The organism is Microbacterium sp. F1-18, assembly GCF_052921305.1.
Genome location: NZ_JBREVD010000001.1, coordinates 782,760 through 809,014 on the forward strand (window position 1 = coordinate 782,760; position 26,255 = coordinate 809,014).

General features: G+C 72.1%; 28 protein-coding genes. 8 read left to right on the forward strand and 20 right to left on the reverse strand.

Annotation, left to right across the window (positions count from 1 at the left end; translation table 11 throughout):
* Positions 1-51: 51 nt before the first annotated feature.
* The 5 genes from nirB to ACU6RU_RS03655 are packed head-to-tail and all read left to right on the forward strand — an operon-like array spanning position 52 to position 6,095.
* The gene (nirB, locus tag ACU6RU_RS03635; RefSeq protein ID WP_446725916.1) at positions 52-2,628 is read left to right on the forward strand and encodes a nitrite reductase large subunit NirB; all 2,577 of its coding nucleotides are present in this window, start codon (positions 52-54) and stop codon (positions 2,626-2,628) included.
* On the forward strand, positions 2,625-3,032 hold the full coding sequence (nirD, locus tag ACU6RU_RS03640) for a nitrite reductase small subunit NirD (RefSeq protein WP_301113538.1): 408 nt from the start codon (positions 2,625-2,627) through the stop codon (positions 3,030-3,032). Before nirB ends, nirD begins: the two co-directional genes overlap by 4 nt.
* Positions 3,029-4,258 carry a uroporphyrinogen-III C-methyltransferase gene (cobA, locus tag ACU6RU_RS03645; RefSeq protein ID WP_446725917.1) on the forward strand — a complete coding sequence of 410 codons (1,230 nt, stop codon included), beginning with the start codon at positions 3,029-3,031 and terminating at the stop codon, positions 4,256-4,258. Before nirD ends, cobA begins: the two co-directional genes overlap by 4 nt.
* Positions 4,255-5,400, forward strand: a complete 1,146-nt coding sequence (locus ACU6RU_RS03650) for a uroporphyrinogen-III synthase (protein WP_446725918.1) — start codon at positions 4,255-4,257, stop codon at positions 5,398-5,400. The genes cobA and ACU6RU_RS03650 overlap by 4 nt, the downstream gene beginning before the upstream one ends.
* Positions 5,397-6,095: a sirohydrochlorin chelatase gene (locus ACU6RU_RS03655; protein ID WP_446725919.1), complete on the forward strand. Its 699-nt coding sequence runs from the start codon at positions 5,397-5,399 to the stop codon at positions 6,093-6,095. The genes ACU6RU_RS03650 and ACU6RU_RS03655 overlap by 4 nt, the downstream gene beginning before the upstream one ends.
* Positions 6,096-6,120: 25 nt before the next feature.
* Here the strand turns inward: ACU6RU_RS03655 and ACU6RU_RS03660 are convergent, their stop codons facing one another.
* Positions 6,121-6,789, reverse strand: a complete 669-nt coding sequence (locus ACU6RU_RS03660) for a ThuA domain-containing protein (RefSeq protein ID WP_183045317.1) — start codon at positions 6,787-6,789, stop codon at positions 6,121-6,123.
* A gap of 97 nt (positions 6,790-6,886) precedes the next feature.
* Entirely contained in the window at positions 6,887-7,513 is a 627-nt protein-coding gene (locus ACU6RU_RS03665; RefSeq protein ID WP_289330717.1) for a TetR/AcrR family transcriptional regulator, read from the reverse strand.
* 64 nt (positions 7,514-7,577) lie between these two features.
* Here ACU6RU_RS03665 and ACU6RU_RS03670 point away from each other — a divergent pair, with 64 nt between their 5' ends.
* From ACU6RU_RS03670 to ACU6RU_RS03680, 3 genes are all read left to right on the forward strand, one after another.
* The gene (locus ACU6RU_RS03670; RefSeq protein ID WP_446725920.1) at positions 7,578-8,648 is read left to right on the forward strand and encodes an agmatine deiminase family protein; all 1,071 of its coding nucleotides are present in this window, start codon (positions 7,578-7,580) and stop codon (positions 8,646-8,648) included.
* Positions 8,645-10,366, forward strand: a complete 1,722-nt coding sequence (locus tag ACU6RU_RS03675) for an amidase (RefSeq protein ID WP_446725921.1) — start codon at positions 8,645-8,647, stop codon at positions 10,364-10,366. Before ACU6RU_RS03670 ends, ACU6RU_RS03675 begins: the two co-directional genes overlap by 4 nt.
* Before the next feature lie 66 nt (positions 10,367-10,432).
* Positions 10,433-11,800: a pyridoxal phosphate-dependent decarboxylase family protein gene (locus ACU6RU_RS03680; RefSeq protein ID WP_446725922.1), complete on the forward strand. Its 1,368-nt coding sequence runs from the start codon at positions 10,433-10,435 to the stop codon at positions 11,798-11,800.
* Here ACU6RU_RS03680 and ACU6RU_RS03685 read toward each other — a convergent pair whose 3' ends face one another.
* From ACU6RU_RS03685 to folE, 18 genes are all read right to left on the reverse strand, one after another.
* Positions 11,801-12,271, reverse strand: coding sequence for a hypothetical protein (locus ACU6RU_RS03685; RefSeq protein WP_120263680.1), 471 nt, complete (start codon positions 12,269-12,271; stop codon positions 11,801-11,803).
* Complete coding sequence (locus tag ACU6RU_RS03690) at positions 12,268-12,888, reverse strand: S26 family signal peptidase (protein WP_446725923.1); 621 nt, start codon at positions 12,886-12,888, stop codon at positions 12,268-12,270. The genes ACU6RU_RS03685 and ACU6RU_RS03690 overlap by 4 nt, the downstream gene beginning before the upstream one ends.
* A gap of 13 nt (positions 12,889-12,901) precedes the next feature.
* The gene (locus tag ACU6RU_RS03695; RefSeq protein WP_120263681.1) at positions 12,902-13,543 is read right to left on the reverse strand and encodes a SipW-dependent-type signal peptide-containing protein; all 642 of its coding nucleotides are present in this window, start codon (positions 13,541-13,543) and stop codon (positions 12,902-12,904) included.
* Positions 13,544-13,551: 8 nt separating this feature from the next.
* The gene (locus tag ACU6RU_RS03700; RefSeq protein WP_446725924.1) at positions 13,552-14,154 is read right to left on the reverse strand and encodes a SipW-dependent-type signal peptide-containing protein; all 603 of its coding nucleotides are present in this window, start codon (positions 14,152-14,154) and stop codon (positions 13,552-13,554) included.
* A gap of 207 nt (positions 14,155-14,361) precedes the next feature.
* Positions 14,362-15,096 carry a hypothetical protein gene (locus tag ACU6RU_RS03705; protein ID WP_289330710.1) on the reverse strand — a complete coding sequence of 245 codons (735 nt, stop codon included), beginning with the start codon at positions 15,094-15,096 and terminating at the stop codon, positions 14,362-14,364.
* Positions 15,097-15,155: 59 nt separating this feature from the next.
* Positions 15,156-16,625 (reverse strand): cardiolipin synthase, encoded by a 1,470-nt coding sequence (cls, locus tag ACU6RU_RS03710; protein WP_259455348.1) that lies wholly within the window; start codon positions 16,623-16,625, stop codon positions 15,156-15,158.
* A gap of 65 nt (positions 16,626-16,690) precedes the next feature.
* Positions 16,691-16,882 carry a hypothetical protein gene (locus ACU6RU_RS03715; RefSeq protein WP_120263685.1) on the reverse strand — a complete coding sequence of 64 codons (192 nt, stop codon included), beginning with the start codon at positions 16,880-16,882 and terminating at the stop codon, positions 16,691-16,693.
* A 5-nt stretch (positions 16,883-16,887) separates the two neighbouring features.
* Complete coding sequence (locus ACU6RU_RS03720; RefSeq protein ID WP_289330709.1) at positions 16,888-18,057, reverse strand: DUF4192 family protein; 1,170 nt, start codon at positions 18,055-18,057, stop codon at positions 16,888-16,890.
* A gap of 95 nt (positions 18,058-18,152) precedes the next feature.
* Positions 18,153-19,670, reverse strand: coding sequence for a lysine--tRNA ligase (lysS, locus tag ACU6RU_RS03725; protein ID WP_289330708.1), 1,518 nt, complete (start codon positions 19,668-19,670; stop codon positions 18,153-18,155).
* A gap of 84 nt (positions 19,671-19,754) precedes the next feature.
* Positions 19,755-20,393: a formylglycine-generating enzyme family protein gene (locus tag ACU6RU_RS03730; protein WP_120263688.1), complete on the reverse strand. Its 639-nt coding sequence runs from the start codon at positions 20,391-20,393 to the stop codon at positions 19,755-19,757.
* A complete protein-coding gene (locus ACU6RU_RS03735) occupies positions 20,390-21,094 on the reverse strand; it encodes a DUF2520 domain-containing protein (protein WP_289330707.1) in 705 nt (234 codons plus the stop codon). Before ACU6RU_RS03735 ends, ACU6RU_RS03730 begins: the two co-directional genes overlap by 4 nt.
* Entirely contained in the window at positions 21,091-22,878 is a 1,788-nt protein-coding gene (locus tag ACU6RU_RS03740) for a PH domain-containing protein (RefSeq protein ID WP_220700905.1), read from the reverse strand. The genes ACU6RU_RS03735 and ACU6RU_RS03740 overlap by 4 nt, the downstream gene beginning before the upstream one ends.
* Positions 22,875-23,483 (reverse strand): PH domain-containing protein, encoded by a 609-nt coding sequence (locus ACU6RU_RS03745; RefSeq protein WP_120263690.1) that lies wholly within the window; start codon positions 23,481-23,483, stop codon positions 22,875-22,877. The genes ACU6RU_RS03740 and ACU6RU_RS03745 overlap by 4 nt, the downstream gene beginning before the upstream one ends.
* Positions 23,431-23,919 (reverse strand): DUF3180 domain-containing protein, encoded by a 489-nt coding sequence (locus ACU6RU_RS03750; RefSeq protein WP_446725925.1) that lies wholly within the window; start codon positions 23,917-23,919, stop codon positions 23,431-23,433. Before ACU6RU_RS03750 ends, ACU6RU_RS03745 begins: the two co-directional genes overlap by 53 nt.
* The gene (folK, locus tag ACU6RU_RS03755) at positions 23,916-24,464 is read right to left on the reverse strand and encodes a 2-amino-4-hydroxy-6-hydroxymethyldihydropteridine diphosphokinase (RefSeq protein WP_120263692.1); all 549 of its coding nucleotides are present in this window, start codon (positions 24,462-24,464) and stop codon (positions 23,916-23,918) included. Before folK ends, ACU6RU_RS03750 begins: the two co-directional genes overlap by 4 nt.
* On the reverse strand, positions 24,461-24,829 hold the full coding sequence (folB, locus tag ACU6RU_RS03760; protein ID WP_120264443.1) for a dihydroneopterin aldolase: 369 nt from the start codon (positions 24,827-24,829) through the stop codon (positions 24,461-24,463). Before folB ends, folK begins: the two co-directional genes overlap by 4 nt.
* Positions 24,826-25,662, reverse strand: coding sequence for a dihydropteroate synthase (folP, locus tag ACU6RU_RS03765; protein ID WP_289330706.1), 837 nt, complete (start codon positions 25,660-25,662; stop codon positions 24,826-24,828). The genes folB and folP overlap by 4 nt, the downstream gene beginning before the upstream one ends.
* Complete coding sequence (gene folE / locus ACU6RU_RS03770) at positions 25,659-26,249, reverse strand: GTP cyclohydrolase I (RefSeq protein ID WP_023952933.1); 591 nt, start codon at positions 26,247-26,249, stop codon at positions 25,659-25,661. The genes folP and folE overlap by 4 nt, the downstream gene beginning before the upstream one ends.
* Between the last annotated feature and the right edge of the window lie 6 nt (positions 26,250-26,255).

A 26,255-nucleotide genomic window follows, 5' to 3' on the forward strand; every position in this document is an offset into this window, starting at 1 on the left:
CGGAAACACGCCGCTGACGACCCGGCAACCTCGCCCGCGTACGGTCGCGGCATGAGCTCCACCGGCCCCACCCGACACATCGTCGTGGTGGGCGCCGGAATGGTCGCCCACCGTTTCGTCGAGAGCCTGCTGAGCCGCGCCGACGACACCTGGCGCGTGACGGTCGTCGGCGACGAGCCGCGACACCCCTACGACCGGGTCGGGCTGACATCGTTCTTCGCCGGCGCCTCCACCGAAGACCTCGAGCTCGACCGCTCGCCGTTCGACGACGAGCGCGTGCGGTTCCTCCGCGGGCGCACCGTCACCCGCATCGACCGCGACGCCGTCGAAGTGCTCGTCGACACCGGCGAGCGCATCGGCTACGACCGGCTCGTGCTCGCGACCGGCTCGTACGCGGCCCGGCTGGCGGTGGACGGATACGACCACGAGGGCTGCTTCGTCTACCGCACCCTCGACGACGTCGAAGCGCTCGAGGCGTTCGTGCAGCGACGCTCGGCTGAGCTCGGCCGACGGCTGACCGGAACCGTCATCGGCGGCGGCCTGCTCGGCCTCGAAGCGGCGGGCGCGCTGCAGGGGCTCGACGTCGACTGCACCGTGGTGCAGTCCTCCGACAGGCTGATGTCGGCTCAGCTCGACCTTCCGGCCGGAGATGCCCTGCGCCGCCTGATCACGGCACGGGGAATCGGGGTGCGCACCTCGGCGCTGACCACCCGGCTCGACGCCGATCGCACCGGCCAGGTGGTCGGGCTCGAGTTCCGCGACGGCACGTGGGAGCGCACCGACGTCGTGGTCTTCACCGTCGGTGTCCGCCCCCGCGACGAGCTCGCGCGCGATACCGGCCTCGCCGTCGACCCGCGCGGCGGCGTCGTGATCGACGAGGGATGCGACACCTCGGATGCCCGCATCCTGGCGATCGGCGAGGTCGCCAGCTTCGGCGGTCAGTGCGTCGGGCTCGTTGCTCCCGGCTACGCGATGGCCGAGGTCGCCGCGACGCGCCTGCTCGGGCTCGACGCCACCTTCGGCGGCTTCGACGTGTCGACGAAGCTGAAGCTGTCGGGCGTGGATGTCGCGAGCTTCGGCGACGCGTTCGCCGAGACGCCCGGCGCCCTCGACGTCGTCTACGCCGACCCCGTGGCGGGTGTCTACAAGAAGCTCGTGCTCTCGGATGACGCCAAGACCCTGCTCGGCGGCATCCTCGTCGGCGATGCCTCGGCGTACGGTTCGCTGCGCCCGCTCGTGGGCGGCGCGCTCGGCGGCGACCCGGTCGCCTACCTGATGCCGGACGGCGGCGTCGCGGCCCCGACCGGCGAGCTGCCCGATGCGGCCCTCGTCTGCTCGTGCAACAGCGTGACGGCGGGCGGCATCCGTTCGGCCGTCCACGACGAGGGATGCACGGATGTCGCCGCCGTCAAGGCCTGCACGAAGGCGGGAGCCGCGTGCGGCTCGTGCGTCCCGATGATCAAGAAGCTGGTCGGCGCCGAGCTCGCGAAGTCGGGGGCGACCGTCAGCAACGCCCTCTGCGAGCACTTCGACCTGTCGCGCCGGCAGCTCTTCGACGCAGTGCGGGTGTCGGGTCTGACGACGTTCAGCGCCGTGATCGAGCGCTTCGGCGCGGGGCGCGGATGCGACATCTGCAAGCCCGCGCTCGCCAGCATCCTGTCGACCCTCACCGGCCGTCACGTGCTCGACGGCGAGAACGCAACGCTGCAGGACACGAACGATCACGTCATGGCGAACATGCAGAAGGACGGCAGCTACTCCGTCGTCCCCCGCATCCCGGGCGGCGAGATCACCCCGGCGAAGCTGCTCGTGATCGCGCAGGTCGCCCAGGACTTCAACTTGTACACGAAGATCACCGGCGGCCAGCGGATCGACCTCTTCGGGGCCCGGCTGGAACAGCTGCCGGCGATCTGGGGGCGACTCGTCGAGGCCGGCTTCGAGTCGGGTCACGCGTACGGCAAGTCGCTGCGCACCGTGAAGTCGTGCGTGGGGTCGACCTGGTGCCGGTACGGGGTGCAGGACTCCGTCGGCATGGCGGTGCGCCTCGAACTGCGGTATCGCGGACTGCGCGCTCCCCACAAGTTCAAGCTCGGGGTCTCGGGATGCGCCCGCGAATGCGCCGAGGCCCGCGGGAAGGACGTGGGGGTGATCGCGACCGAGACCGGGTGGAACGTCTATGTCGGCGGAAACGGCGGGTTCACTCCGCGTCACGCGGTGCTGCTGGCCGAGAACCTCGACGACGACGCCCTCCTGACGACGATCGACCGCTTCCTGATGTACTACATCTCGACGGCCGACCGGCTGCAGCGCACCGCTCCGTGGTTCGAAGACCTCGAGGGCGGGATCGACGGTCTGCGCGCCGTCATCTTCGACGACGCGCTCGGGATCTGCGCCGATCTGGATGCCGCGATGGCGCGCCACATCGACGCCTACGAGGACGAGTGGGCGGCGACCCTCGCCGACCCCGACAAGCTGCGGCGTTTCGCGTCGTTCGTCAACGCGCCGACGACGCCGGACCCCTCGCTGGCGTACACCGTCGAGCGAGGTCAGCCGCGGCCCGCGACCGCCGACGAACGCACGGAAGACCGCGTGCTCATCGCCGGCACGACCCTGGAGGTGCGGCGATGACCCTGGTGGACGACACGGTGAGCGAGATCGACAGCGCGCTGCGCGCGCAGAGCCGCAGCTCGGCGTGGACGGCGGTGTGCCGGCTCGACGACCTCGAGGTCGAGCGTGGCCGTGCGGCGCTGCTCGGAGACCGGCAGATCGCCCTGTTCCTCCTGCACGACGGTCGTGTTCACGCGACGGCCAACCTCGACCCGTACAGCGGCGCGAACGTCATGTCGCGCGGGATCGTCGGCACCCGCGGCGACGCGCCCACGGTCGCGTCGCCGATGTACAAGCAGGTCTTCGACCTGCGGACGGGCGCGTGCCTCGACACCCAGGGCAAGGAGCAGCGGATGCTGCCGGTCTGGCCGGTGGCCGTAAATGGCGAAGGCACCATCTTCATCCGCAACGGAGGTGTGGCATGACGACGATGCTCGGGCTCTCGCTCACCGGCCGCCGCGTCGTCTTCGTCGGCGGCGGCGCCGTCGCCGCCGGGCGGATCGGCCGCTTCCTCGACGAAGGAGCCGACGTCCGGGTCGTGTCCCCCGCCCTCGGCGACGCCATGCGGGATGTCGTGACCGCGCACGGCCTCATCTGGCTGGCGCGCGACGTGCGGCGGGACGACATCGCCGACGCGTGGCTCGTGCACACGGCCACCGGCATCCCCCGGGTGGATGCCGCGGTCGCGGCGTGGTGCGAATCGGACCGCGTCTTCTGCGTGAACACATCCGACGGGGCGCACGGCTCGGCTCGGCTTGCCGCCGAGACCCGCAGCGGCGACGTCATCGTGGGGGTCGCCTCGGACGCGGGAGTCGACCCGCGGCGCGCCGTCCGCCTGCGCGACGCGATCGCCGCCGCGCTGCGTGCGGGGGCGCTGCCGCTGCGTCGACGCCGCCGCGGCGGCGGCCGGGTCGATCTCGTCGGCGGCGGGCCGGGTCCGGCCGACCTCATGACCGTGCGGGGCCGGCGCCTGCTCGCCGAAGCGGATGTCGTCGTGGCCGACCGACTCGGCCCCGTCGATGTCCTTCAGGAGCTCGAGCCGAGCGTCGAGATCATCGACGTCGGCAAGCAGCCCGGCCACCACCCGGTGACGCAGGACGAGATCAACGCCCTGCTGGTCGCCCATGCCCGTGCCGGCAAACGCGTCGTGCGTCTCAAGGGCGGCGACCCCTTCGTGTTCGGTCGGGGTGGCGAGGAGGTCGCCGCCTGCCACGCGGCCGGGATTCCGGTCGAGGTCGTCCCCGGCCTCACGAGCGTCGTCTCGGTGCCGCAAGCCGCCGGCATCCCCGTCACCCACCGCGGCGTCTCGGGCGGGCTCTACGTCGCCAACGGCCAGGGGCCGATCACGCCGTCGACGCGGACGGCGCTCGGCGACGACGCGATCACGACCGTCTTCCTGATGGGCGTCGCAGCGCTGCCGCGCATCGTCGAGGCCGCGCGGGCCGCGGGCGCTCCTGCCGAGCGTCCGGTCGCCATCGTCGAGCGGGGCCACACGCCGCAGCAGCGCACGACCCGGTCGACGCTCGCGACGGTGCTCGCGGATGCCGCAGCCGCCGGTGTCGCGAATCCCGCGGTCATCGTGATCGGCGAGGTCGCCCGACCGGGCCTGCTGCTCGCGCACGCTGGAGAACGGGAGCGCGTCACCCGGTGAATCAGTCCGTCCGTCCCGCACTCTCGGCCGCTCTCGGTGGTTGCACGATCGTCATCGCCGTCGATCGGCGCTCGAACGAGCTCGCGACGGCGCTCGAGCGGCACGGGGCGAGCGTGCGACACGCGCCGGCGCTGAGCATCGTGCCGCACATCGACGACGAGGCGCTCATCTCGGCGACGCGCTCGCTGATCGCAGATCCGCCGGATGTCGTCGTCGTGACGACAGGCGTGGGATTCCGGGGGTGGATGGAGGCCGCCGACGAAGCAGGGCTCCTCGACGATCTGCACGACGCCTTCGCCGGCGCCCAGATCGTCGCCCGCGGGCCCAAAGCGCGCGGTGCGATCCAGCAAGCGGGCCTCCTGGCCGACTGGGTCGCCGAGTCGGAGACCTCGGGCGAGCTCGGCGAGTTCCTGCTCGCCGAAGGCGTGCGCGGTCGCCGCGTCGCGGTGCAGCATCACGGCTCGGGAGCCGACGGCCTCGACGAGCTGTTCACCGGTGCGGGCGCAGACGTCGTCAGCCTCACGGTGTACCGGTGGGGGCCGCCGCCCGACCCGGCGGCCGTCGCGCGCTCGGTCGTCGCGACCGCACAGGGCGAGGTCGACGCCGTGCTCTTCACCTCCGCGCCGGGCGCGGCGGAATGGATCGCAACCGCCCGCCGGGAAGGCGTCCTCGACGACATCGTCCAGCGGGCGCACGGCCGGAGGCTGCTTCTCGCGGCCGTCGGGCCGATCACCGCAGCCCCCCTCCGCGGCGCCGGAGCGGAACCTCTGATCGCCGAACGCGGGCGGTTGGGCTCGCTCGTCCGCGCCGTCGTCACCCATTTCGGCGGCGGCCACGCGCCCTCGCTTCTCACCCCGGCCGGACGACTGGAGCTGCGCAGCTCGGCCGCCGTCCTCGACGGGCGCGTGATCCCGCTCTCACCGACCTCAGCCCTCATCCTCGAAGCACTCTTCGCCGCGGCGGGTGGCGTCGTGAGCCGCACCGATCTGCAGCGGTCGCTGCCGCGTTCGAGCGCCGGCGACCACGCCCTCGACGTCGCGATCGCCCGCACGCGCGAAGCGCTCGGGTGCCCCGGCCTCATCCGGACGGTCGTCAAACGCGGGTATCGACTCGACCTCACGACGACGGGAACGACGCCATGACCCCGGTCCTCATCGCCTGCTCCCACGGCACGAGCTCCCTCGAGGGCCGGGCCGCGATCGCCGGGGTCGTCTCGCGGGTGCGCGAGATGCTCCCCGGGGTGCAGGTCGAGGAGGCGTTCGTCGACGTGCAGGAGCCCGAGATCGACACCGTCGTCGCGGGCGTGCCCCCGGGGGCGGCATCCGTCGTCGTGCCACTGCTGCTCTCCACCGGCTTCCACACGCGGGTCGACATCGCACGCGCGGTCGCGGCGGCCCCCGGCCCGTGCGTCGCGACTCCCGCGCTCGGTCCGCACGACCTGCTGGCCGGTCTGCTCGCCGAGCGGCTGCGCGCCGCCGGCCTGGGCGCAGCCGACGCGCTGCCCGGCGCCGAGGCCGTCGTGCTCGCGGCGGCGGGATCGTCCGATCCGGCGGCCGAGGTCGACGTCGCGGCGATGGCCGACCTGCTGACCGCCCATCTGGGTATGCCGGTGTCGGTGGGCTTCGCCGCGGGCGCCGGCATCCGCATCGGCGTGGCGGTCGAGGCCGCGCGCGCGACAGGTGCGACGCGCGTCTTCGCCGCGAGCTACGTCCTCGCCCCCGGACACTTCGCGGGCGTGATCGCGAACGCCGGAGCAGACATCGTGACCGAGCCGCTCGCCCCCGACGACGCGGTCGCGGCGGTCGTCGTCGAGAGGTATCGCGCCGCGCTTCGCTGACGCGTCCGATCCACGGGTTCCCGGATCAGCTGCTCGCGACCGCCCAGGCCGCCAGAGCGGCGACGAGAGTCCGGTGTCCCGAGGCCTCGAAGGCGCGCTCATCGTGACCGAGCACGTCGACCGCGATGCGGCCGCCACCGTACTCCCGAACCCACGCCGCGGCCTCCTTCGCGCCATCGCCCTCGTGCCACGCCACGACGGTCCGGTGCCCGAGCCGCTGCAGCGCGCAGTAGCGCTCGTCGTGGGTGTGGAAGGTGGTGGGAACCTCGACGGGCACGGCATCCGGCTCGACCTGGACCGTCATCTCACCCGCCTCGGGGTGGAACGAGAGCTCGGGCAGCCAGATGGCGCCCAGCGCGGGTGCCCACTCCGGATAGTCGCGCAGCGACGAGACCGCCGAATGCACCGCCAGCACGCCGATGCCGCGCTCGAGCGCCGCGGCGAAGCCCGCGACTGAGGACGGCGGGGCGCCCCGCGTCAGGCTGCTTCCGCCGCGCCACGGATCGCCCGCGCAGACCGCGACGAGGTCGTAGCCGTCGAGGTTCGCCATGCCCTGATCGACGTCGTCCGACACGGCGACTTCCCAATCACGGTGACGGAGGATGTCGGCGACCTGCGCACCGACCTCGGCGAACGGATGCCACGGGTCGGCGTACCGCCCCGATCCGGTCAGGACGAGTGCTCGATGTGCCATGGCTGTGCTCCCTCGCTCGCGTGATCCCACCGTAGGGGCCATGCGCTTCCCGCGCCGACGGGTTGAGAATCGCCGCCCCCTGTGAAAGCGGTCCCGGTCACCGCGCCACGAGGTCTCCCGCGCGCAGCCCGAGCAGCGCCTCGACCGCCGTCGACATCAGGCGGATGCGCGAGTCGGCGTCGCGCCACGACACGAGAGCGTGGGCGTTGAGCCCGTCGATCATCCCGAGCACTTGGGCCGCGACGGCCGCGGGGTCGTCGACCCGGAACGTGCCGGTGCGCACGCCGTCGCGGATGATGCCTTCGAGGAAGGCCGTCCAGGCGTCCATCTGCGTGCGCACCCGCTCGGCGAGCGCTTCGTTGCGACGGCCGAGCGCCCACGACTGCACCCACACGAGCGTGACGTCGGAGCGGCTGCCGTCGAGGAGCGTGCGCAGCAGCTCGCGTACCAGCACCACGGAATCGGGGTTGCCCGCGCGGAGGTGTTCGAGGTCGCGCAACTCGGCGGCGACGATCGTCTCGAATGCTGCGGCGACGACGTCGTCCATGCTCGGCGCATGGTGGGCGACCAGCGCCGACCCGACTCCCACCGACGCCGCGACCGCGCGCAGGGTCACCGCGCTGAGCCCCTGCTCGCGCGCGATGCTCTCGGCGGCGGCGGCGATCTGCGCGCGGCGCTGCTCTCCGCTCAGTCGCGCTCGCCCCGCGGAATCCTTTGACGCCATGCCCGCCAGTCTGTACGCTTCCGAGAAATTGATCAACTGATCAACTAGACCTCGGAGGACCGCGATGCCCTGGAGGATGCCGGCCGAGTCCGCGCCGCACGAGCGCACCTGGATGGCGTTCCCGCGCGTCGGGCTCACCCTGGGAGAGACTGACGCCGACCGCGCGGAGGGGTACGCCGCCTGGACCGCCGTCGCCCGCGCCGTCGCCGAGTTCGAGCCGGTCTCGATGCTCGTCGATCCGACCGAGACCGCACGGGCGCGCGATCTGCTCGGCAGCGGGATCGAGCAGCACGAGACGCCGGTCGACGAGTTCTGGATGCGCGACCACGGCCCCACCTTCGTGCTCGATGACGAGCGGCCGGGCGTCCTCGGCGCGGTCGACTGGATCTTCAACGGCTGGGGCGCCCCCGACTGGGCGGATTGGCGACTCTCCGCCGAGCACGCCCGCATCATCGCGGCTCAGGTCGGAGCGGAGCTCGTCAGCTCGATGCTCGTCAACGAGGGCGGCGGCATCCACGTCGACGGCGCCGGCACGGTGCTGCTGACCGATACCGTCCAGCTCGACCCGCGCCGCAACCCCTTCGCCGATCGCTCCCGCGTGGAGGCAGAGATGCTCCGCACGATCGGCGCCGACACGGCCATCTGGCTGCCACGTGGGCTGACGCGCGACTACGACGAGTTCGGCACCAACGGCCACGTCGACATCGTCGCGACTTTCGCGGCCCCCGGCCGGGTGCTGCTGCACGCGCAGCCCGACCCTGCGCACCCCGACCACGCCGTCATGCCCGAGATCCGCGCCGCCCTCGAGGCCGCGACGGATGCTGCGGGCCGGGGCCTCGAGATCGTCGACCTACCCGGGCCCGCCCAGCTGCGCGACAACGAGGGCTTCGTCGACTTCAGCTACGTCAACCACCTCGTCGTCAACGGCGGGGTCGTCGCGTGCGGGTTCGGCGACCCGGCGGCGGACGACCGGGCCCGCGGCATCCTCGCCGATGCCTACCCCGGCCGCCGCGTGGTGACGGTCGACGCCCGCCCGCTCTTCGCTCGCGGCGGCGGCATCCACTGCATCACGCAGCAGCAGCCCGCTCTCCCCGCACCCTCCCCCGTCGAGTCGCATACAGGGACCGACCGGTGATCGAGGTCAGCGAGGCCACGATCGCCGAGCTCGGGGCGGCGCTCGCGAGCGGCGAGACCACCGCGGTCGAGCTCGTCGAGGCCTACCTCGCCCGCATCGACGCCTACGACGGCCCCGACACCGCCACGGCGCTCAACGCAGTCGTCGTCAGCAACCCCGACGCCCTCACCGAAGCCCGCGCATCCGATGACCGTCGTGCCCGCGGTCAGAGCCGCGGCCCGCTCGACGGCATCCCCTACACCGCGAAGGACAGCTACCTGGTCCGCGGCCTGACTGCCGCCGCCGGAAGCCCCGCCTTCGCCGACCTCTTCGCGCAGCGCGACGCGTTCACGATCGAGCGGCTGCGGGATGCCGGGGCCATCTGCCTCGGCCTGACCAACATGCCCCCGATGGCCAACGGCGGCATGCAGCGCGGTCTTTACGGGCGGGCCGAGAGCCCGTACAACGCCGACTATCTGACCGCCCCGTTCGCATCGGGATCGTCGAACGGCTCCGGCACGGCCACCGCCGCGAGCTTCGCCGCCTTCGGACTCGGCGAGGAGACGTGGTCGAGCGGCCGAGGACCGGCCTCGTACAACGCCCTCTGTGCGTACACGCCTTCGCGCGGCGTGATCTCGGTGCGCGGCAACTGGCCCCTCGTCCCGACGATGGATGTCGTCGTGCCGCACACCCGCACGATGGCCGACCTGCTCGCCGTGCTCGACGTCATCGTCGCCGACGATCCCGACCCTCACGGCGACTTCTGGCGGATGCAGCCCTGGGTCGAGATCCCAGCCGCCTCGGCCGTCCGCCCGCAGAGCTACCGCGACCTCGCGGTCACGGGCCCCGCCGATGCCCGCGCGGTGCTGGCCGGCCGACGCATCGGCGTCCCGCGCATGTACATCGGCGCCGATCCGGATGCCGGCACCGCCGACTCCCCCGGCATCGGCGGGCCGACCGGGCAGCGCATCGAGACGCGGCCGAGCGTGATCGCGCTGTGGCGGTCGCTTCGTGCCGAGCTCGAGGCAGCCGGAGCAGAGGTCGTCGAGACCGACTTCCCCGTCGTGTCGCGCTACGAGAACGACCGGCCCGGCGCGGGGTCCATCGCGACGAACGGTCGCGTGAGCCCCGAGTACCTGCGCCGCGAGATCGTCGACCTGTCGGCCTGGGCCTGGGACGACTTCCTCCGGGCCAACGGCGACCCCGCCTTTCCCGGCCTCGCCGGTGTCGACGGAGCACGGGTCTTCCCGCATCCCGACGGCGCCCTGCCCGACCGCTACGACGGATTCGACGACGACATCGCCGAGTACCCCGACTGGGTTCGCGCGCACCCGGGCGTCGCTCTCACCGACATCCCGCATCTCGAGGCCGGGCTCCGCGGTCTCGAAGAGACTCGCGCGGTCGACGTCGAGAAGTGGATGGATGCCGCTGGCCTCGACGCCGTCGTCTTCCCCGCCGTCGCCGATGTCGCACCCGCCGACATGGACGTGAACCCCGAGTCGGCCGACCTCGGCTGGCGCAACGGCACCTGGATCGCCAACGGCAACCTCGCCATCCGCCACCTCGGCATCCCGACGGTGACGGTTCCGATGGGACTCCTCCCCGACATCGGGATGCCGGTCGGCCTGACGATCGCCGGGCGCGCGTACGACGACAGCGCGCTGCTCCGCCTCGGCGCGGCCGTCGAAGCGCTCGCTCCCCGCCGGGTCGCGCCGCCGCGCACGCCGCCGCTTCGCTGACCCCGTCGGGGCACCAGCCTGTCCCGAACCGCCCCGACAGAACTACCCTCGACGCAAGGAGGACCCATGACCGAGCGCTTCCCCGCCCGTATGCACGACGTCACCGACGAGACCCGCGCGATCGTCGATCTCGTGCTGGAGTACTCGCGCGGCCGGCTCCTCGCCGAGGACACGCCGCTCGACAAGCCCCTGCCGCCGTCCGAGCTGCGCCGGCTGGCCGGCCGCACGATCGACGCCGAGGGCATCGGCGCCCGCAAGGCCATCGGGGTCTTCGAGCACATCCTCGCCCCGTCGTGCATCTCGACCGACGACCCGCGCTACCTCTCGTTCATCCCCAGCGCGCCCTCGAAGGCCGCCGCCGCGTTCGACCTCGTCGTCTCGGCGAGCGCACTCTACGGCGGATCCTGGCTCGAGGGCGCCGGCGCGGTTCACGCCGAGAACGAGGTGCTGCGCTGGCTCGCCGACGAATTCGGGCTGCCCGCGAGCGCGGGGGGCGTCTTCGTGCAGGGCGGCACGCTCGGCAACCTCTCGGCGCTCGTCGCGGCACGCGAGACCGCCCGCGCCCGCGGCATCCGTCCCGACCGCTGGCGCGTGGTGTGCAGCGCAGAGGCGCATTCGTCGATCGCGTCGGCCGCGCGGGTCATGGATGTCGAGGTCGTGGCGGTCGCCGTCGCCGAAGACGGAGTGCTGCGGGGCGAGGCGGTGCGTGCCGCGCTCGCGGAGCACGGCGAGAGCGTCTTCGCCGTCGTCGCGACCGCCGGGTCGACCAATTTCGGCATCGTCGACGACATCGCATCGGTCTCGGCGGTCACGCGCGAACACGGCGTCTGGCTGCACGTCGACGGCGCGTACGGTCTCGCGGCGATGCTCTCACCGGTCGCGCGCCATCGATTCGCCGGTGTCGAGAACGCCGACTCCGTGATCGTCGACCCCCATAAGTGGCTCTTCGCCCCGTTCGACGCGTGCGCGCTCATCTACCGCGACCCCGAACTCGGGCGGCGCGCCCACACGCAGCACGCCGAGTATCTCGACACGCTCACCGAGACCTCCGACTGGAGCCCGTCCGACTACGCCGTGCACCTCACGCGCCGGCCGCGCGGTCTTCCCCTGTGGTTCTCGCTCGCGACCTACGGCACCGATGTGTACCGCGACGCGATCACCCGGTCGATCGAGCTCGCGGAGCGCATCGCCGCTGAGATCGAACGCCGCCCCGAACTGACGCTCGTCCGCCGGCCGCAGCTCGGCGTCGTCGTCTTCGAGCGGGTCGGGTGGGAGCGGTCCGATTACGCCCGCTGGTCGTCGGACCTGCTCGAGCGCCAGCACGCCTTCGTCACCCCGAGCAGCCACGCGGGACGGACGAACGCACGCTTCGCGATCCTCAACCCGCGTACGACGTACGACGACCTCACCGGCATCCTCGACACGATGGCCTGATCACGCCGCGCAGGACGACGTGAGACCGACCGCGACGGAGAGGAAGCCGATCGTCGCGGTGTTCGTGGCGGCACGCTCCCAGCCGCCGGGGCCGACCGCGTAGAGGGTGAACACCGAGGAACCGACCTCGACGAGGCTGGGCGAGAGCGACACCGAGGTCGCCGTGGCCGGCAGGGTTCCCGAGCGGTTCGCCGCTCCCACGAGCGTCCACCGGTATCCGGCGATGTTCCCTCCCGTCGGTGCGGCGTTCCACCCGACGACCGCGGGCACGAGCAGCCCGGACTGCACGCACCGGACCGCCCCGGGCGAGGTCACCGTGATCGCCGAGAGCGTCGCCGAGGAGGCCACCTCGGCGTCGACCCAAGCCGCATCGGTCGTGATCGGGGCGAGCAACCCCGCGGCCGCACACCCCGCGAGCATGAGTCCGGCGGCGACGAACCGGCCACGGCTACGGGTGCGGCGCGGTCTCACGTTCGACCCCTCCGCGCGGATGCGGGCCGCCGCCGCGGTCTTCCGCGGCCCCGCCTGGGCCAGAAGACCGCCACGACGAGCACCGTCGCCGCCACGGTCACCCCGACCATGACGGGCGGCGTCGCACCGGCGGCGATCAGAGGTGCGGCCCCCGGGATGGAGAACATCACGATGCGAACGCGTTCCACGTCGTAGGGGAACGGGTCCTCGACCGCGTTCGCATCACCGCGCATCGTGATCCGGCGCGCCTCGGGATCACCCTCCGGCACCCCGGCGACGCTCGTGACGCGGTGCGTGATCGGCAGCTTGCCCGCGCGTTCGACGGTCACGACATCACCTACGCGAACCTCCGAAGCCGGGATGCCGCGGGCGACGGCGGCCGCGCCGGCGGGGATCGTCGGCGACATCGAGCCGGTGCTGAACAGCGTCACACGCACGTCGAAGACGGCCGCCGCGATGGCCAGCACGATGCAGAGTGCTCCCGCCGCCGCCGCCACGACGAGGGCGACGTCACCGACCCGCGAGAGGCGGCCACGCCGCGGGGCGGCGACTCGTGCCGTCCGCGCCTCGGCACGGGTCGCCGCCCGCGTGGACGGTGGGAGGGTCGAGGAACTCATCTCACGCCCGCTCTCAGCTCGCCGACGTGCCCGTGAAGGTCCACGTCACCGTGCCGGATGTGCCCTGGAAGGTGTTGGCGGCGCCGGGCTGGATGCGCACCTCGACGCAGAAGCCGAGCTGAGCTCCCGCTGCGTCGATCGGGTTCGCGACGACGCTGCTCGGAACGGTGGTGACCGGGATGTAGGTCGACGCCCCGCCGGCGATGAAGACCGGCGTTCCCGAGGTGAAGGCGGCCGCGTTGCACGTGGCCGTCGGAACGGCGGCGCTCAGGCGCACTGCGCGGTACTCGAGCGCCGACGCCAGCCCGCCGGTCGCGGTCGCGGCCGTCAACGAGACCGTGCCTCCGACGGTCGAGGTGGGAGACGTGCGCACGTTGATCCAGGCCTGCGCCAGTGCGCCCGGCGAGAGCGCGCCGCCCGAGAAGGTCAGGGTCGCCGCGTTCGCGGTGGTCGCGTGGCTGGCGTAGGTCGGCGATCCGGCCGTCTGCGACTGCGTGTCGAACACGCTCGCGACGAACGCCCCGGTGGCCACCTCGCTGTCGGTCCAGGCCGCGATCGTCGAGGCCGCGCCGACCCCGAGCACGGTCCCCGCCGCGAGGACCGCCAGCACGCGCCGGCGCCGCCACCGACGCCGTGCGTCGCGTCTCGTCTGCATCCGCGGAATCAGGGCAGCGGGTCGCCCGACGTGCCCGCGAACTCCCACGTGATCGTTCCGGCCTCGCCCTGCCCGATCGCACCGGCCGTCACGACGAAGCAGAGGTTCACCGGGGTCCCTGCGGCAGTGAGGTCGAAGACGTCGACGGTTCCGGTCGCGTCGGCGGCGCGGTCGGCGACGACCTCCGCACCGGTGGGCGGGGCGGCTGCCGAACACGTCGCGCCGAAGTCGTCCTCGACGAACAGCGAGTAGGTGAGGTCGTCGCCGATGGCTCCGCCGATGACGTTCTCGACGGTGACGGCCGCCTCGTTCGTCGACGTGTCTGAGAGCTGCACGGCGAACGGCGCGTAGACGACATCGTCGGGGGCGAGAGTGTCGGCGTCGATCGTGAAGGTCAGGGTCTTCCCGGGCGCTGCGGCATCGCTCGTGAACGTCGTCCCGTCGGTGCTGCCCTGCAGGTCGAACGAGCCTGCGCCGAAGGTGCCCGTGGCGAACTCCGAGTCGTTCCAGACGGCGAGGGTGACGATCGCACCGACGCCGAGCACCAGGCCGCCCGCCGCGAGCGCCAGGGCCATCCGCCGACGGCGGTGCGGCTCGGCGGGTCCGTCCATCCGGGATCGTTCTGCTGATGGGGGTGCGGATGTCATGGGGGGCTCCTCGGGCGCGACGCGGACGGTTCAGGTCCTGAGGACTGTAGCCGCGGGATGCACGCGTGCGAGAGGCTCGTGAGCAGAACCCGTATGCGGGGATTCGCGCTCAGCGTTCCCTCAGTAGTCGGGTCCGCCGACTACTGGGGAGACGCCCGAGGAGCGCCGGAATCAGCCGATGACGGCGACGCGCTGCTCGTCGCCCGCGGGCGAGACGAGCACGATCTCGCCGGGGCGCGCATCGTCTGATACACCCTCGACCGTGAGCACGCTCAGCCGGGGCGCGTAGTCCATCGTGCACACCTGGTCGGCGGCTGCAGCCGCCTCGGTGGCGCGCACCGCGTCGCCGTCGAGGGCCACGGACTCGAACACGGGCGGGCAGCTCGACGAACCCCAGGTCAGTAGCACGAGACCCGCGTCGTCGAACCAGCCGGCGCTCGGCATCATCTCGTCGTTCACGTCACCCGTCGGTGCTTCGAGGCCCGCGACCCCGTCGAGGTCGGCGTCGCCGGTGTACCCACCGGTCACGACGATCTCGAGGTCCTGCGCGGGGTCGATGCCCGCCGGCAGCCCGACGTACGACGCCCGCGGCACGTAGTCACGCGTGCACGCCGCACCCTCGGGGTCGCTCAGCTCGACCGTGACCGTCTGCCCGGAGGCCGAGACCTCGCCGACGACCGGCTGGCACGACGAGCTGCCGTAGGTCACGAGGCCGACGGCACGCCCGCCGTCGAGCCACGCAGCCTCGACGTCGGCCTCCTGCGAGGGCGCGGGCGAGCCGGCATCCGACCCGCTGGATGGCGCGCCGCCGGGGGCGGCCCCACCGGGAGTCGTGGCGCAGCCTGCGAGAGCGAGTGCTGCGAGGAGCAGCAGAGCGGATGCCGCGGTCGTGCGTGTCGTCGTCATGATCTCATCCTTCCGTCATCCCGAGAGTGTCGCGTCACCGCGCATCGTCTCAGAACGGATCACTGCAGGGCGGAGGTCAGACGCGCGAGGTTGTCGAGCACCGTCGATCGGAGCGGCTGCTTCATCCATTCCTCGAGGGTGAGCTCGCGCGAGAGCGATCGGTACTGGTCCTCGACCTGACGCAGCTGAGCGATGAACTCCTCGCCGCGCACGAGCATGGAAATCTCGAGGTTCAGACCGAACGACCTCATATCCATGTTGCTCGAGCCGATGATGGCGACGTCGTCGTCGATCGTCAGGCTCTTCGTGTGCAGGATGTACGGCCTGCGGTACATCCAGATCTTCACGCCGGCTCGCAGCAGCGCCTCGTAGTAGCTGCGCTGCGCGTGGTAGACCATCGCCTGATCGCCCTCTTCCGAGACGAACAGCTCGACCTGCAGGCCGCGCTGGCACGCCGTCTGCACCGCGAGCAGCAGTCCTTCGTCGGGCACGAAGTACGGGCTGACGATGATCACGCGCTTCTGCGCGGCGAACAGGAGCGCGGTGAAGAGCTTGAGGTTGTTCTGGAACTCGAATCCCGGCCCGGACGGGACGATCTGGCAGTCCAGGTCTCCCGGCCCGCTCTCGAGCTCGAACAGGCCGACGTCCTCCGAGGGGGCCGAGCCGGTCTCGCTGTACCAGTCCGAGAGGAACACCGCGTCGATGCTGGCCACCACGGGACCCTGCACCCTCACCATCAGGTCGACCCAGTGCAGGCCTCGCTTGATGTTCTTCTTCAGGTTGTACGTCGAGTCGGTCATGTTCTGCGACCCGGTGAACGCCACCTGCCCGTCGATGACGATCAGCTTGCGGTGGTTGCGCAGGTCGGGTCGCTGATACTTGCCCCGCAGCGGCTGCACCGGGAGCATGTGATGCCAGTCGGCTCCCATGGCCGTGAGCCGCTTGACGGTGGCGCGATAGTTCGGCTTGCCTCGGTTGGCCCAGTAGTCCAAGAGCACTCGAACGGTCACCCCGCGGGCGGCGACCTCCTCGAGCGCCGCGAAGAAGACGTCGGTCGTCTTGTCGGACTGGAGGATGTAGAACTCCACGTGCACGTACCGCTCGGCCTTGCGCACCTCTTCCGCCATCCGGCGGATGCTCTCCTCGTAGTCGGAGATGATCTCCGCGCCGTTGTCGCCCGCGAGTGGCATCGCGCCGAGGTTGCGGTTGAGCGTGACGACGGAGGTGAACCAGGCCGGAGCATCGGGGCGCAGGGTCCCGAAGTCGAGCCCCTCGCTGGTCTCGCGGATGTACTGGTTGATCTCGCGCTGCATCCGGCGCCGTTTGCGCGGGAGGCGCGGATTGCCGATCAGCAGGAAGAGGAAGACGCCGACGAACGGGATGAAGTAGATCGCCAGAAGCCACGCCATGGCGGCGGTGGGCCGCCGGTTTCGCGGGACGACGATGATCGCGGTGATGCGGATGATCAGGTCGGCGATGAAGACCAGGACGAGCCACCAACCGGGGAACTCGAACGCGGTGAACTCGATCGTCACGCCGCCCCTCCGATCTGCTCGGAATCAGCGTATCGGGCGCGACCGCTCATCCCACGGGGTCAGGGGGTCGAGCTATCGGGCGTCGGCGCGGCGAGCCCGCGGGCCGCACGCTCCTGCGCCTCGATCTTCGCGTACGCCCGGCGCTCGGTGCGATCCATGCGCAGGATGCCGCGGAGGACGAAGACGAAGAGCACCGAGACCACCAGGGTCGGCAGCAGCGACCAGATGACCGCGCTCACGTATTCGTCCATGCCCCCTATCGTACGTGTCCCCGCTGATGAAAGGCCCAGTCGGGGAGGTGACCGATCTGCGCGAACGACAGCAGGATCTCTGCGAGCCCGTGATCGGGGTCGATCTCCAGGGCGCGCTCGGCGTACGACGCGGCGTGCGTGGAGCGCCCGAGCGCCCAGGCGAGCCACGCGCACAGCGCGAGCGGCCCGGGCCGCAATCGGCGCGGAGCCAGCGCGGCGACCTCGCGCATCACCGCGAGCGCGGCCAGCAGCCGGTCGGGATCGGGCCGGTCGCCGTCACCCCACATGATCCGGCCGAGCCGCTCGGGATACTCCTCGCCTTCCTCCCACCGGCGCTGCGCATCGAGGGCGTCGTCGCCGCGGCCGGCATCCGTCGCCCACTGCACGAGGGCCACGTCACGCAGTGAGGGACGCGAGAGGCACCACACCAGCAGCGCCACGACGAGGGGGTCGAGGTCGGCAGGATCGCCCTCGAGCACCCGCTCGAACAGTCGCGGCGGATCGTCGAGCTCGCACGCGGCCTCGAGCGCCGCCTGGTCGACGCTGCCCGCGCCGTCCGTCTCACCGCGCGGCCGCCGACGACCACCGCCCACCCGCGGTATGCCGCACAGCACCGCGAGCGCCGCTTCGAGCGAGCGCAGTGCGCCGCCCACCACGCGGCGTTCCGCGGCGCTGCGTCGCGGCAGGTCCGCGCCGGCAGCGTGGTCGCGATCGATCGCCGTGCCGGGGCCCGGATCACCGTGGCGTGCAGCGGCCCGTTCGATCTCGCTCAGCGGCCTCCCACCCGCCGGGCACGACGCGTCGAGGTGCGACCCCCAGCCGTCCGTCGCGACGGTCAGCAGATCGACGACCCGCACGCCGCAGACGTCGGCCGCCCGGCTGACCGCCGCCAATACGGGGACCCCCGGCAGCCCGTCACCCGCGGACTCGGGAGCGTACGCGATCGCCGTCAGGGCATCGGCATCCGGGATGCGGCACACCATTCCGACGATCGTCGCGGCTGCGCTGTCGAGGTCGCCGAGCGCGCCGGTCGGCAAGTCGACCCGCATCGCACCGAGGCTCCGGGAACCGGCGAACGGCACCACCACGAGGCTGCGGCTCGGGGCGAAGCCGAGCAGATGAGGAACGAGGGAGAGGAAGTGCGCGGCATCCGCGGCGCGAACAGTCGTGGTCATGCAGACCAGGCTGGCGCCGGGCGCGAGGGTGCGGAGACCGTCCGGAGCAGGATGTGGAAACCCCGCCCGGTGCTTTCCCCTCGCAGGAACCGCGGCTACTTGACCAGCGGGAAGAGGATCGTCTCGCGGATGCCGAGGCCCGTGATCGCCATCAGCAGGCGGTCGATGCCCATGCCCATGCCGCCGGTGGGCGGCATCCCGTGCTCGAGCGCGCGCAGGAACTCCTCGTCGACGTGCATCGCCTCGTCGTCGCCGCGGGCGCCGAGCTTGGCCTGCTCGACGAAACGCTCCCGCTGGATGACCGGATCGACGAGCTCGGAGTACCCGGTCGCCAGCTCGAACCCGCGCACGTACAGGTCCCACTTCTCCACGACTCCCGCGATCGTGCGGTGCTCGCGGACGAGCGGTGACGTGTCGACGGGGAAGTCCATGACGAAGGTGGGCCGCTCGAGCCCGCCCTTGACGAAGTGCTCCCAGAGCTCTTCGACGAGCTTGCCGTGCGTCGCCACCTTCTCGGGCACGACGACGCCCACCTCCGCCGCGAGCGCCTGCAGCTCGTCGAGCGAGGTGGCAGGGGTGATGTCGCGCCCCGCGGCGGCCGAGAGCGAGTCGTACATCGAGATGCGGTCCCAGTCGCCGCCGAGATCGAACTCGGTGCCGTCGGCCCACGTGACGGTCGTCGACCCCGCGACGGCCACGGCCGCGTTCTGGATGAGCTCCTGCGTCAGATCGGCGATGCCGTTGTAGTCGCTGTACGCCTGGTAGGCCTCGAGCATCGCGAACTCGGGGCTGTGGGTCGAGTCGGCACCCTCGTTGCGGAAGTTGCGGTTGATCTCGAACACGCGGTCGATGCCGCCCACGACGGCGCGCTTGAGGAACAACTCGGGCGCGATGCGCAGGAACAGCTCGGTGTCGAAGGCGTTCGAGTGGGTGATGAACGGGCGCGCGGCCGCGCCACCGTGCTGCACCTGCAGCATCGGGGTCTCGACCTCGAGGAAGCCATGCGCCTCGAAGGTGCGGCGCAGTGAAGCGTTGACCTTCGCCCGGGCCACGACGGTCTCGCGCGCGGTGTCGCGCACGATGAGGTCGAGGAAGCGCGAACGCACGCGGCTCTCCTCGCTGAGCTCGGAGTGGAGGTTCGGCAGCGGCAAGAGGGCCTTCGACGCGATCTGCCAGCTGCTCACCATGATCGACAGCTCGCCGCGGCGGCTGGAGATGACCTGGCCGGTGACCGAGACGTGGTCGCCCAGGTCGACGAGCTCCTTCCACGCCTGCAGCGACTCCTCGCCGACCTCGGCGAGCGAGACCATGGCCTGGATGCGGCTGCCGTCGCCGGCCTGCAGCGACGCGAAGCACAGCTTGCCGGTGTTGCGACTGAACACGACGCGCCCCGCGACCGATGCGACCACGCCGGTCTCGGCGCCCGCCTCGAGGTCGGCGTAGCGCTCGCGCAGCGAGGGGATCGTGTCGGTGACGGCCACGGCGACGGGATAGGCGCCGCCCGCGGCATCCGCTCGCTCGCTCAGCAGCCGCTCGCGCTTGGCGAGGCGCACGGCCTTCTGCTCGATGACGTCGTCGGCGTCGTCGACGGGGGGCACGGGCGCGTCGCTCATGGCAGAAAAACTCCTCGGGATTCGACGTGCCAGTCTACCGAGCGCGTCACGCGTGCTTGGCGATACACCCGTCGGACCGGCCCCCTACGCGATCGCCCCGCGGGCAACTCGCAGTCCGATGTCGTCGTGAGCGCTGTCGGGACGAGCCCCGCGGCGCGTGCCGGCCCGGACGGTCGTCGCGGCGTCGGCGAACCCGCCCCCGCGGAACACGCGGTCGCGCGACCCCGTGTCGGGGGCGAAAAGGTCCCAGCACCACTCCGAGACGTTGCCGAGCATGTCGAACAGGCCGAAGAGGTTCGGATGCCGCCCGCCCACGTTCTGCGGCGACGAGAGGTTGTCGGCAGCGGTCCAGGCGATCTCGGCGAGCGGTCCGTACTGCGCGGCCCGCGAGCCCGCGCGGCAGGCGTACTCCCATTCGCGCTCGGTCGGCAGCCGGTACCCGTCGGAGTCGTCGTACCAGCGCACCTCGTCGCCGTCGACCGCGTAGGCGGGATCCAGTCCCTCCCACTCCGACAGCGCGTTGCAGAACCGCACCGCGCGCAGCCACGACAGCTGCACCGCCGGACGCCGTGGGTACCCGGCCGTCACCCCGAGCACCTCGCCGAGCTGTTCCTCGGTCACGGGGTACACGCCGATCTCGAAGGACTCGACCCACGGCGCGCGGCCGGCGCCGGCGACCGGCAGCTGACCGGCGGGGATGCGGGTGAGCTCGAGGTCGCTCACAGGAGCTCGTCGTCGGGGCTCGCGCCCCGCCCCGCGGCGGTCAGCGCACGTTCGACGGTCGAGTGCACGAGGGTCGAGAGGAAGCGGCCCGGGTTGGGCACGCCGGCATCCTCGAGCAGGGAGGCCGACTGCTGCACGATCGAGGCGGCGAACTGGGTCGCAGTCGCGATCGCCTCGCCGTAGGCGGGCCGGTCGGCATCGGCGACGACGACGGGCTCGCAGCCCAGCTCGACGGCGAGAGCCTGTCCGATCGGCAGGACGGCGGCCGGCGCTGTCACCGCGGCGTACGCACCCGCGAGCTGGCGCAGGTCGAGGGTCGATCCGGTGAAGGCGATGGCGGGATGCACGGCGAGTGGGATGGCTCCTCGCGCGGCGGCCGGCGCGAGCACGTCGAGACCGTGCCCGGGGTCGGTGTGCAGCACGAGCTGCCCCACCTGCCAGGCTCCGAGCTCGGCGAGACCGCTCACGAGCGGGCCCAGCTCGTCGTGGGGCACCGCGATGACGACGAGCTCGCTGCGGCGCACGACCTCGTCGGCGTCGAGAACCGGGACCCCGGGGATCACCGCGTCCACGCGCTCGCGGTCGGATCCCGCGGTGACACCGGTCAGCGCGTGGCCGGCGCCCGCGAGCGCGGCACCGATCACGGGTCCGACCCGGCCGGCTCCGATGATGCCGACGCCCAGGCGCGAGCTCGCGCTCATCGGCCCTCCCCTGCGGTGTCGTCCGCGCGCGGCGGCACGTACGGCGGCGGGGGCACGGCGCCCGGCGGAAGCTCGGTCGCGCCGACCGGCGGGGGCAACGGCACCGACGTCCCGGGCACGGCGAATCTCGCCTGCTCCGGGCTCGGCGAGGAGAGCACCGGCTCAGCGGCATCCGTCGTCTCGGCCCAGCGGTGCGAGCGGTCCGATGCGGCGGCCGAGACCGCCAGCTCGGCGACCCGCTCGAATGCCGCGATCACGTCGTCGCGGTCGATGCCCGCGACCGCGGTGAGCACCGGGCCCGACACCGTGTGAGCGCGCAGAGACGCGACCCGCAGCGCGCGTGAGACCGGCCCCTGGTGCAGCGCGACCGACTGCAGCCGCGCGAGCGGCAGCACCGCGAGCATGCGCCAGATCAGCCCGCGCCGCAGCATCAGCAGGTCGCCCGTGATCGCGAGGCCGTTGCGCCGCCACGACAGCGGACGCACGATGCGTGCTCGTCGCGGCGTCGTCACGTATCCCCCGGCGGACGAGCCGCCGAGCACACCGTCGCGGACGATCGCCGCGCGCTCCTCCTCGGCGACCGACGGCAGGATGAGGCCGAGCACCCGCTCGACGTCGGCGAGCGTGCCGACGGGGAGGACGGTGGTGAACTGATCGGTCGTCGTGTCGGACGCGCTGCGGCCGGTCATGCGGTTGATCCGCACCGTCCACCATCCGAACCCGCGCCAGAGGATGGACTGCGTGATCTCGACCGCGTGGATGCGCCCGGGAGGCAGGATCTCCGACACGGTCGTGAGCAGACCGAACGTCACGCGGACACCGTCGCGCGTCGGCGCGATGGAGTACCGCAGCGACCGCACGATCGTCCGCACCCAGTAGGCGCCGAATCCGAGCAGCGCCGGGAAGTAGGCGAACAGCACCCAGAACACACCCTGCGACAGCGCGATCGCGAGCGCGGTCGCGCCCGCGAGGATCACGACGGTGCCCCAGCTGGCGAATTGCGACCCGATCAGGCGGCCAGCCGGGATGCGCACGACGGACTCGGGCTCGGCGGCATCCGCGTCGTCACCCTCGATCAGACCGGTGAGGCCGCGAGCGACGGTGTCGGCGACCGCGATGCGCGCTCCACCGGCGGCTGCCGCGGCTGCTCGCTGTTCGGCGAGGCGCTGCCCCGAGGCCAGCCGCAGGATGTCGGCGCGAATCGTCTCGGCGTTGCCGGTCGAGAGGTATTCGAGCTTGACGTTCGCGTCGGCACCCGCGCCGACGATCTCGAGCTTCGCGGCTCCGAGAAGTCGCGCGACCGCGGGCCGGGTGAGGTTGACGCCCTGCACGCGGTCGAGCGGCGCGCGGCGCTGGGTGCGCGAGAGGATGCCGCTGCGCACCTCGACGTCGTCCTCGGTGATGCGGAACGTGTGGAACCGCCACGACAGGTAGAACGCCCCGATGATGACGGCGAGCACGCCGACGGTGACGAGCAGGGCGATGAGGACGAGGTTGTTGGCCAGCACCCACCCGATCGGATCGCCGGCCGCCTCGTACTCCTCCCACTCGTCGATCGGAACGTCGGGGGCGAAGGCCGGCACGAAGATGCTGATGAGCCGGTCGCGCATGTTCGCGACGACGATGCCGAGCACGACGAGCAGCGCGAGGCCGCCGCGCAGCAGCGGTGTGAGCGGATGCAGCCGGTGCCACTCGCCGTCGCTGAGAGGCGACCGGACGAGCGCGGCGGGCGGGGCGGATACCCCGGCGTCGGCCGTAGGCGGGTTCGGGACGGGGTCGGTCACAGCCCGGTCCGCCGCGATTCCGCCACCGACATCAGGTGGTCGCGCAGCGCCTCGGCGGCCTGCTGCGTGAGGCCCGGGATCACGACCCCCGTCGCTGCGGCGGCCGTCACGAACTTCAGCTGCGCGATCCCGAAGCCGCGGTCGAGCGGCCCGTGCGTGATGTCGACGAGCTGCATGCGGCCGTACGGCACGGCGACCATGCGCTGCCACAGGATGCCGCGGCGGAAGACGAGGTCGTCCTCGCGCAGCTGATAGCCGATCGAGCGCACCTGGCGTGGCAGGATCGCCATGCCCGCGAGGGTCAGCACGATCAGGATGATGCCGGGGATGAGCGCCCACCGCTGGTCGGCGACCAGGAGCAGCACGAGCATCACGGCGACGATGATCGCCAGGACGAAACCGTTGCTGATCAGCTGAACGGCGAGGTACTTGCGTGAGATCTGGTGCCACACGCCCTGCTCGAGAGCGAGACGTCCGGCCCCGCGGGGCTCGCGGATGCGGTCATAGGTGCCGGCATCGAGGGTCGCGTCGATCGTGCCGGACTCCGCAGCGTCAGTGGTGGGAGGGAGTGGCGTCGGGCTCGGGTGGTCCGGGCTGGTCGTCATCGTCGTCCTTCCGAATGGTGCAGAGCTGTTCTGCGATCACGCCGGCCGCCACGAGCACCACGGCTGCGACGATCGCGGCGACGACCGCTCCCGTTGAGCCTACTGACGGCGGGACGGGCCGTGTGAGAAGGAAGAGCAGGAGACCGACGCCGATGCCGCCGACGAGCGCTCCGACGATGCTCGACGCCTTCGCCAGCATCGCGACGCGAACCGCCCGGAACGGGTCGACCCGCGGAGCCTGGCCCCGGGTCGCCCGGCGGATCGGGAGGGCGAGGGCGATGACCGAGACGCCCAGCAGCACGAAGAGCACGGGGAGCATGACCGACGGAGTGAACGTCGCGCGGCCCGCGCCGGTGAGCAGCTGGTCGATGACGAACCCCGCGGCGATGCCCAGCACTGCCGCGACGACGAGGGTCGCGGGAGATGTGCGTCTCACGATGCACTCCCGGTCAGACCCGCCAGCAGCGCGTCGACCCGGCCGCGGCCGGGAAGCACGGCCTCGGGGTCGACGGCCAGCCACGGCCGGAGCACGAAATCGCGCTCGTGCGCGCGCGGGTGCGGCAGCACGAGCGTCGGGGTGTCGCAGACGACGTCGCCGTGTGCGATGAGGTCGAGGTCGAGCGTGCGATCCTGCCACCGGGCCTGATCGGCCGTCCGCGGGGCGCGACCATGGCGCTCCTCGATCGCATGCAGATAGCCCAGCAGCACGCTGGGGGCCAGTCTCGTGTCGATGAGGGCGACCGTGTTGAGATATGCAGGGGCCGCGGCATCCGGACCGTCGAGGGTCAGCGCGACCGTCTCGATCGGATCGGCGGCTCGCGCGACCCGGGTCAGGGGCAGCCGGTCGAGGTCGGCGATCGCGTGCTCGACCGTGGCCGCCCGGTCGCCGAGGTTCGCGCCGATCGCGACGACGGCTCGCCGCGTCAGCGCGCTCTCGGTGGGGCGGGGCTCGGGCGATTCCTGGGCGAGACGGCGGCTCATCGGTTCTCCCGTCGGCGGGTGAGGGTCACACTGACATCACCGAAAGGCACCGCGATGGGCGCCTGCGGCTTGTGCACGGTAACGGCGACGGCATCCACGCGGTCGAACGCGAAGGCCGCGCGCGCAATGCGGTCGGCGACGGTCTCGATGAGGTCGGCCGGCTCGCCCGACAGGATCGCGGCGACTCTCTCGGCCAGCTCTCCGTAGTGCACCGTATCGGCCACGTCGTCGCTCGCCGCGGCGTCGGCCAGCGACAGTTCGAGCTCGACGTCGGCGACGAACTCCTGCCCCTCGCGCCGTTCGTGCTCGTAGACCCCGTGATACCCGACGGCCCGGATGCCGCGCAGCGTGATGCGGTCGCTCATGGGGCCTCCCGCCACCGAGAGCGCACCGCCAGCGCGTCGCGTGTCGACTCGACGTCGTGCACGCGCACTCCCCACGCTCCCACGTCGGCCGCGAGCACGCTCGTGACGGCGGTCGCGAGGTCGCGCCGCGCCATGTCGGACGCATCCGCTGCGTCGGCCCCGGCATCCCCGCTGTCCAGGACGTCTCCGATGGCCTCGCGCAGGAATCCCTTGCGGCTCGTGCCGACGAGCACGCGCTTGCCGAGCCCGACGACACGGTCGAGGTGGTGCAGCACCGCCCAGTTCTGGTCGCCCCGCTTGCCGAAACCGATGCCGGGGTCGAGCACGATGCGTGAGGGGGCGATACCTGCCGCGATCGCAGCGCCCACGCGCTCCTGGAGCTCGGCGATCACTTCTCCGACGACGTCCTCGTACCGGGCGGCGGCGTACATGTCGGTCGAGTGTCCGCGCCAGTGCCCGATGACGACATCCGCGTCGGATGTCGCGACCGCGGCGAACATCTCGGGGTCGGCGAGCCCACCCGAGACGTCGTTGATGATCCGGGCCCCCGCCGCGACCGCGGCCGACGCGGTGCCGGCGTTCATCGTGTCCACGCTCACCACGATGCCCCGCGCCGCGAGCGCCTCGATCACCGGGACGACGCGCCCGCGCTCGACGTCGGGCTCGACGCGCTCGGCGCCCGGCCGGGTCGACTCGCCGCCGACGTCGACGATGTGCGCGCCGGCGCGTCGCAGAGCCTCGGCGTGACCGATCGCGACGTCGAGGTCGAGGTACCGACCGCCGTCGCTGAACGAGTCGGGCGTGATGTTGAGGATGCCCATGATCAGCGTCATGCTGCGCCGCCCGAGATCAGCGCGATCAGCTCGGCCCGCTCGGCCGGCTCGGTGTAGACGCCGCGGGCGGCGACCGTCACGGTCGAGGCATCCGTCTGTCGTCCGCCGCGCATCGTGACGCATTCGTGGGCGGCATCCAGCACGACCAGCACGCCGCGCGCATCGAGCGCACCCGCGATCGTGTCGGCGATCTGCTCGCCCAGGCGCTCCTGAACCTGCGGTCGCGCCGCGAGCGTGTCGACCACCCGCGGCAGCGCGCCGAGCCCGACCACCTGCTCACCCGGCAGGTACGCGATGTGGGCGTGTCCGGCGAAGGGCAGCAGGTGGTGCTCGCAGAACGAACGGAACCGGATGCCGCGCACCATGACAGCGCCCGACGGCAGCGTGTCGGGAGCGGGGCCCCGCGCGACCGAGATCGTGTGCGCGAGCGGTTCGGCAGCGTCGGCGCCCACTCCCGAGAAGAACTCGGCATACGCGTCGGCGACCCGCTGCGGGGTCTGCTTCAGCCCGGGACGGTCGGGGTCCTCCCCGATCGCCTCGAGCAGGTCGCGCACGAGGGCGGCGACGCGTTCGCGATCGACGGCCACGCCCCG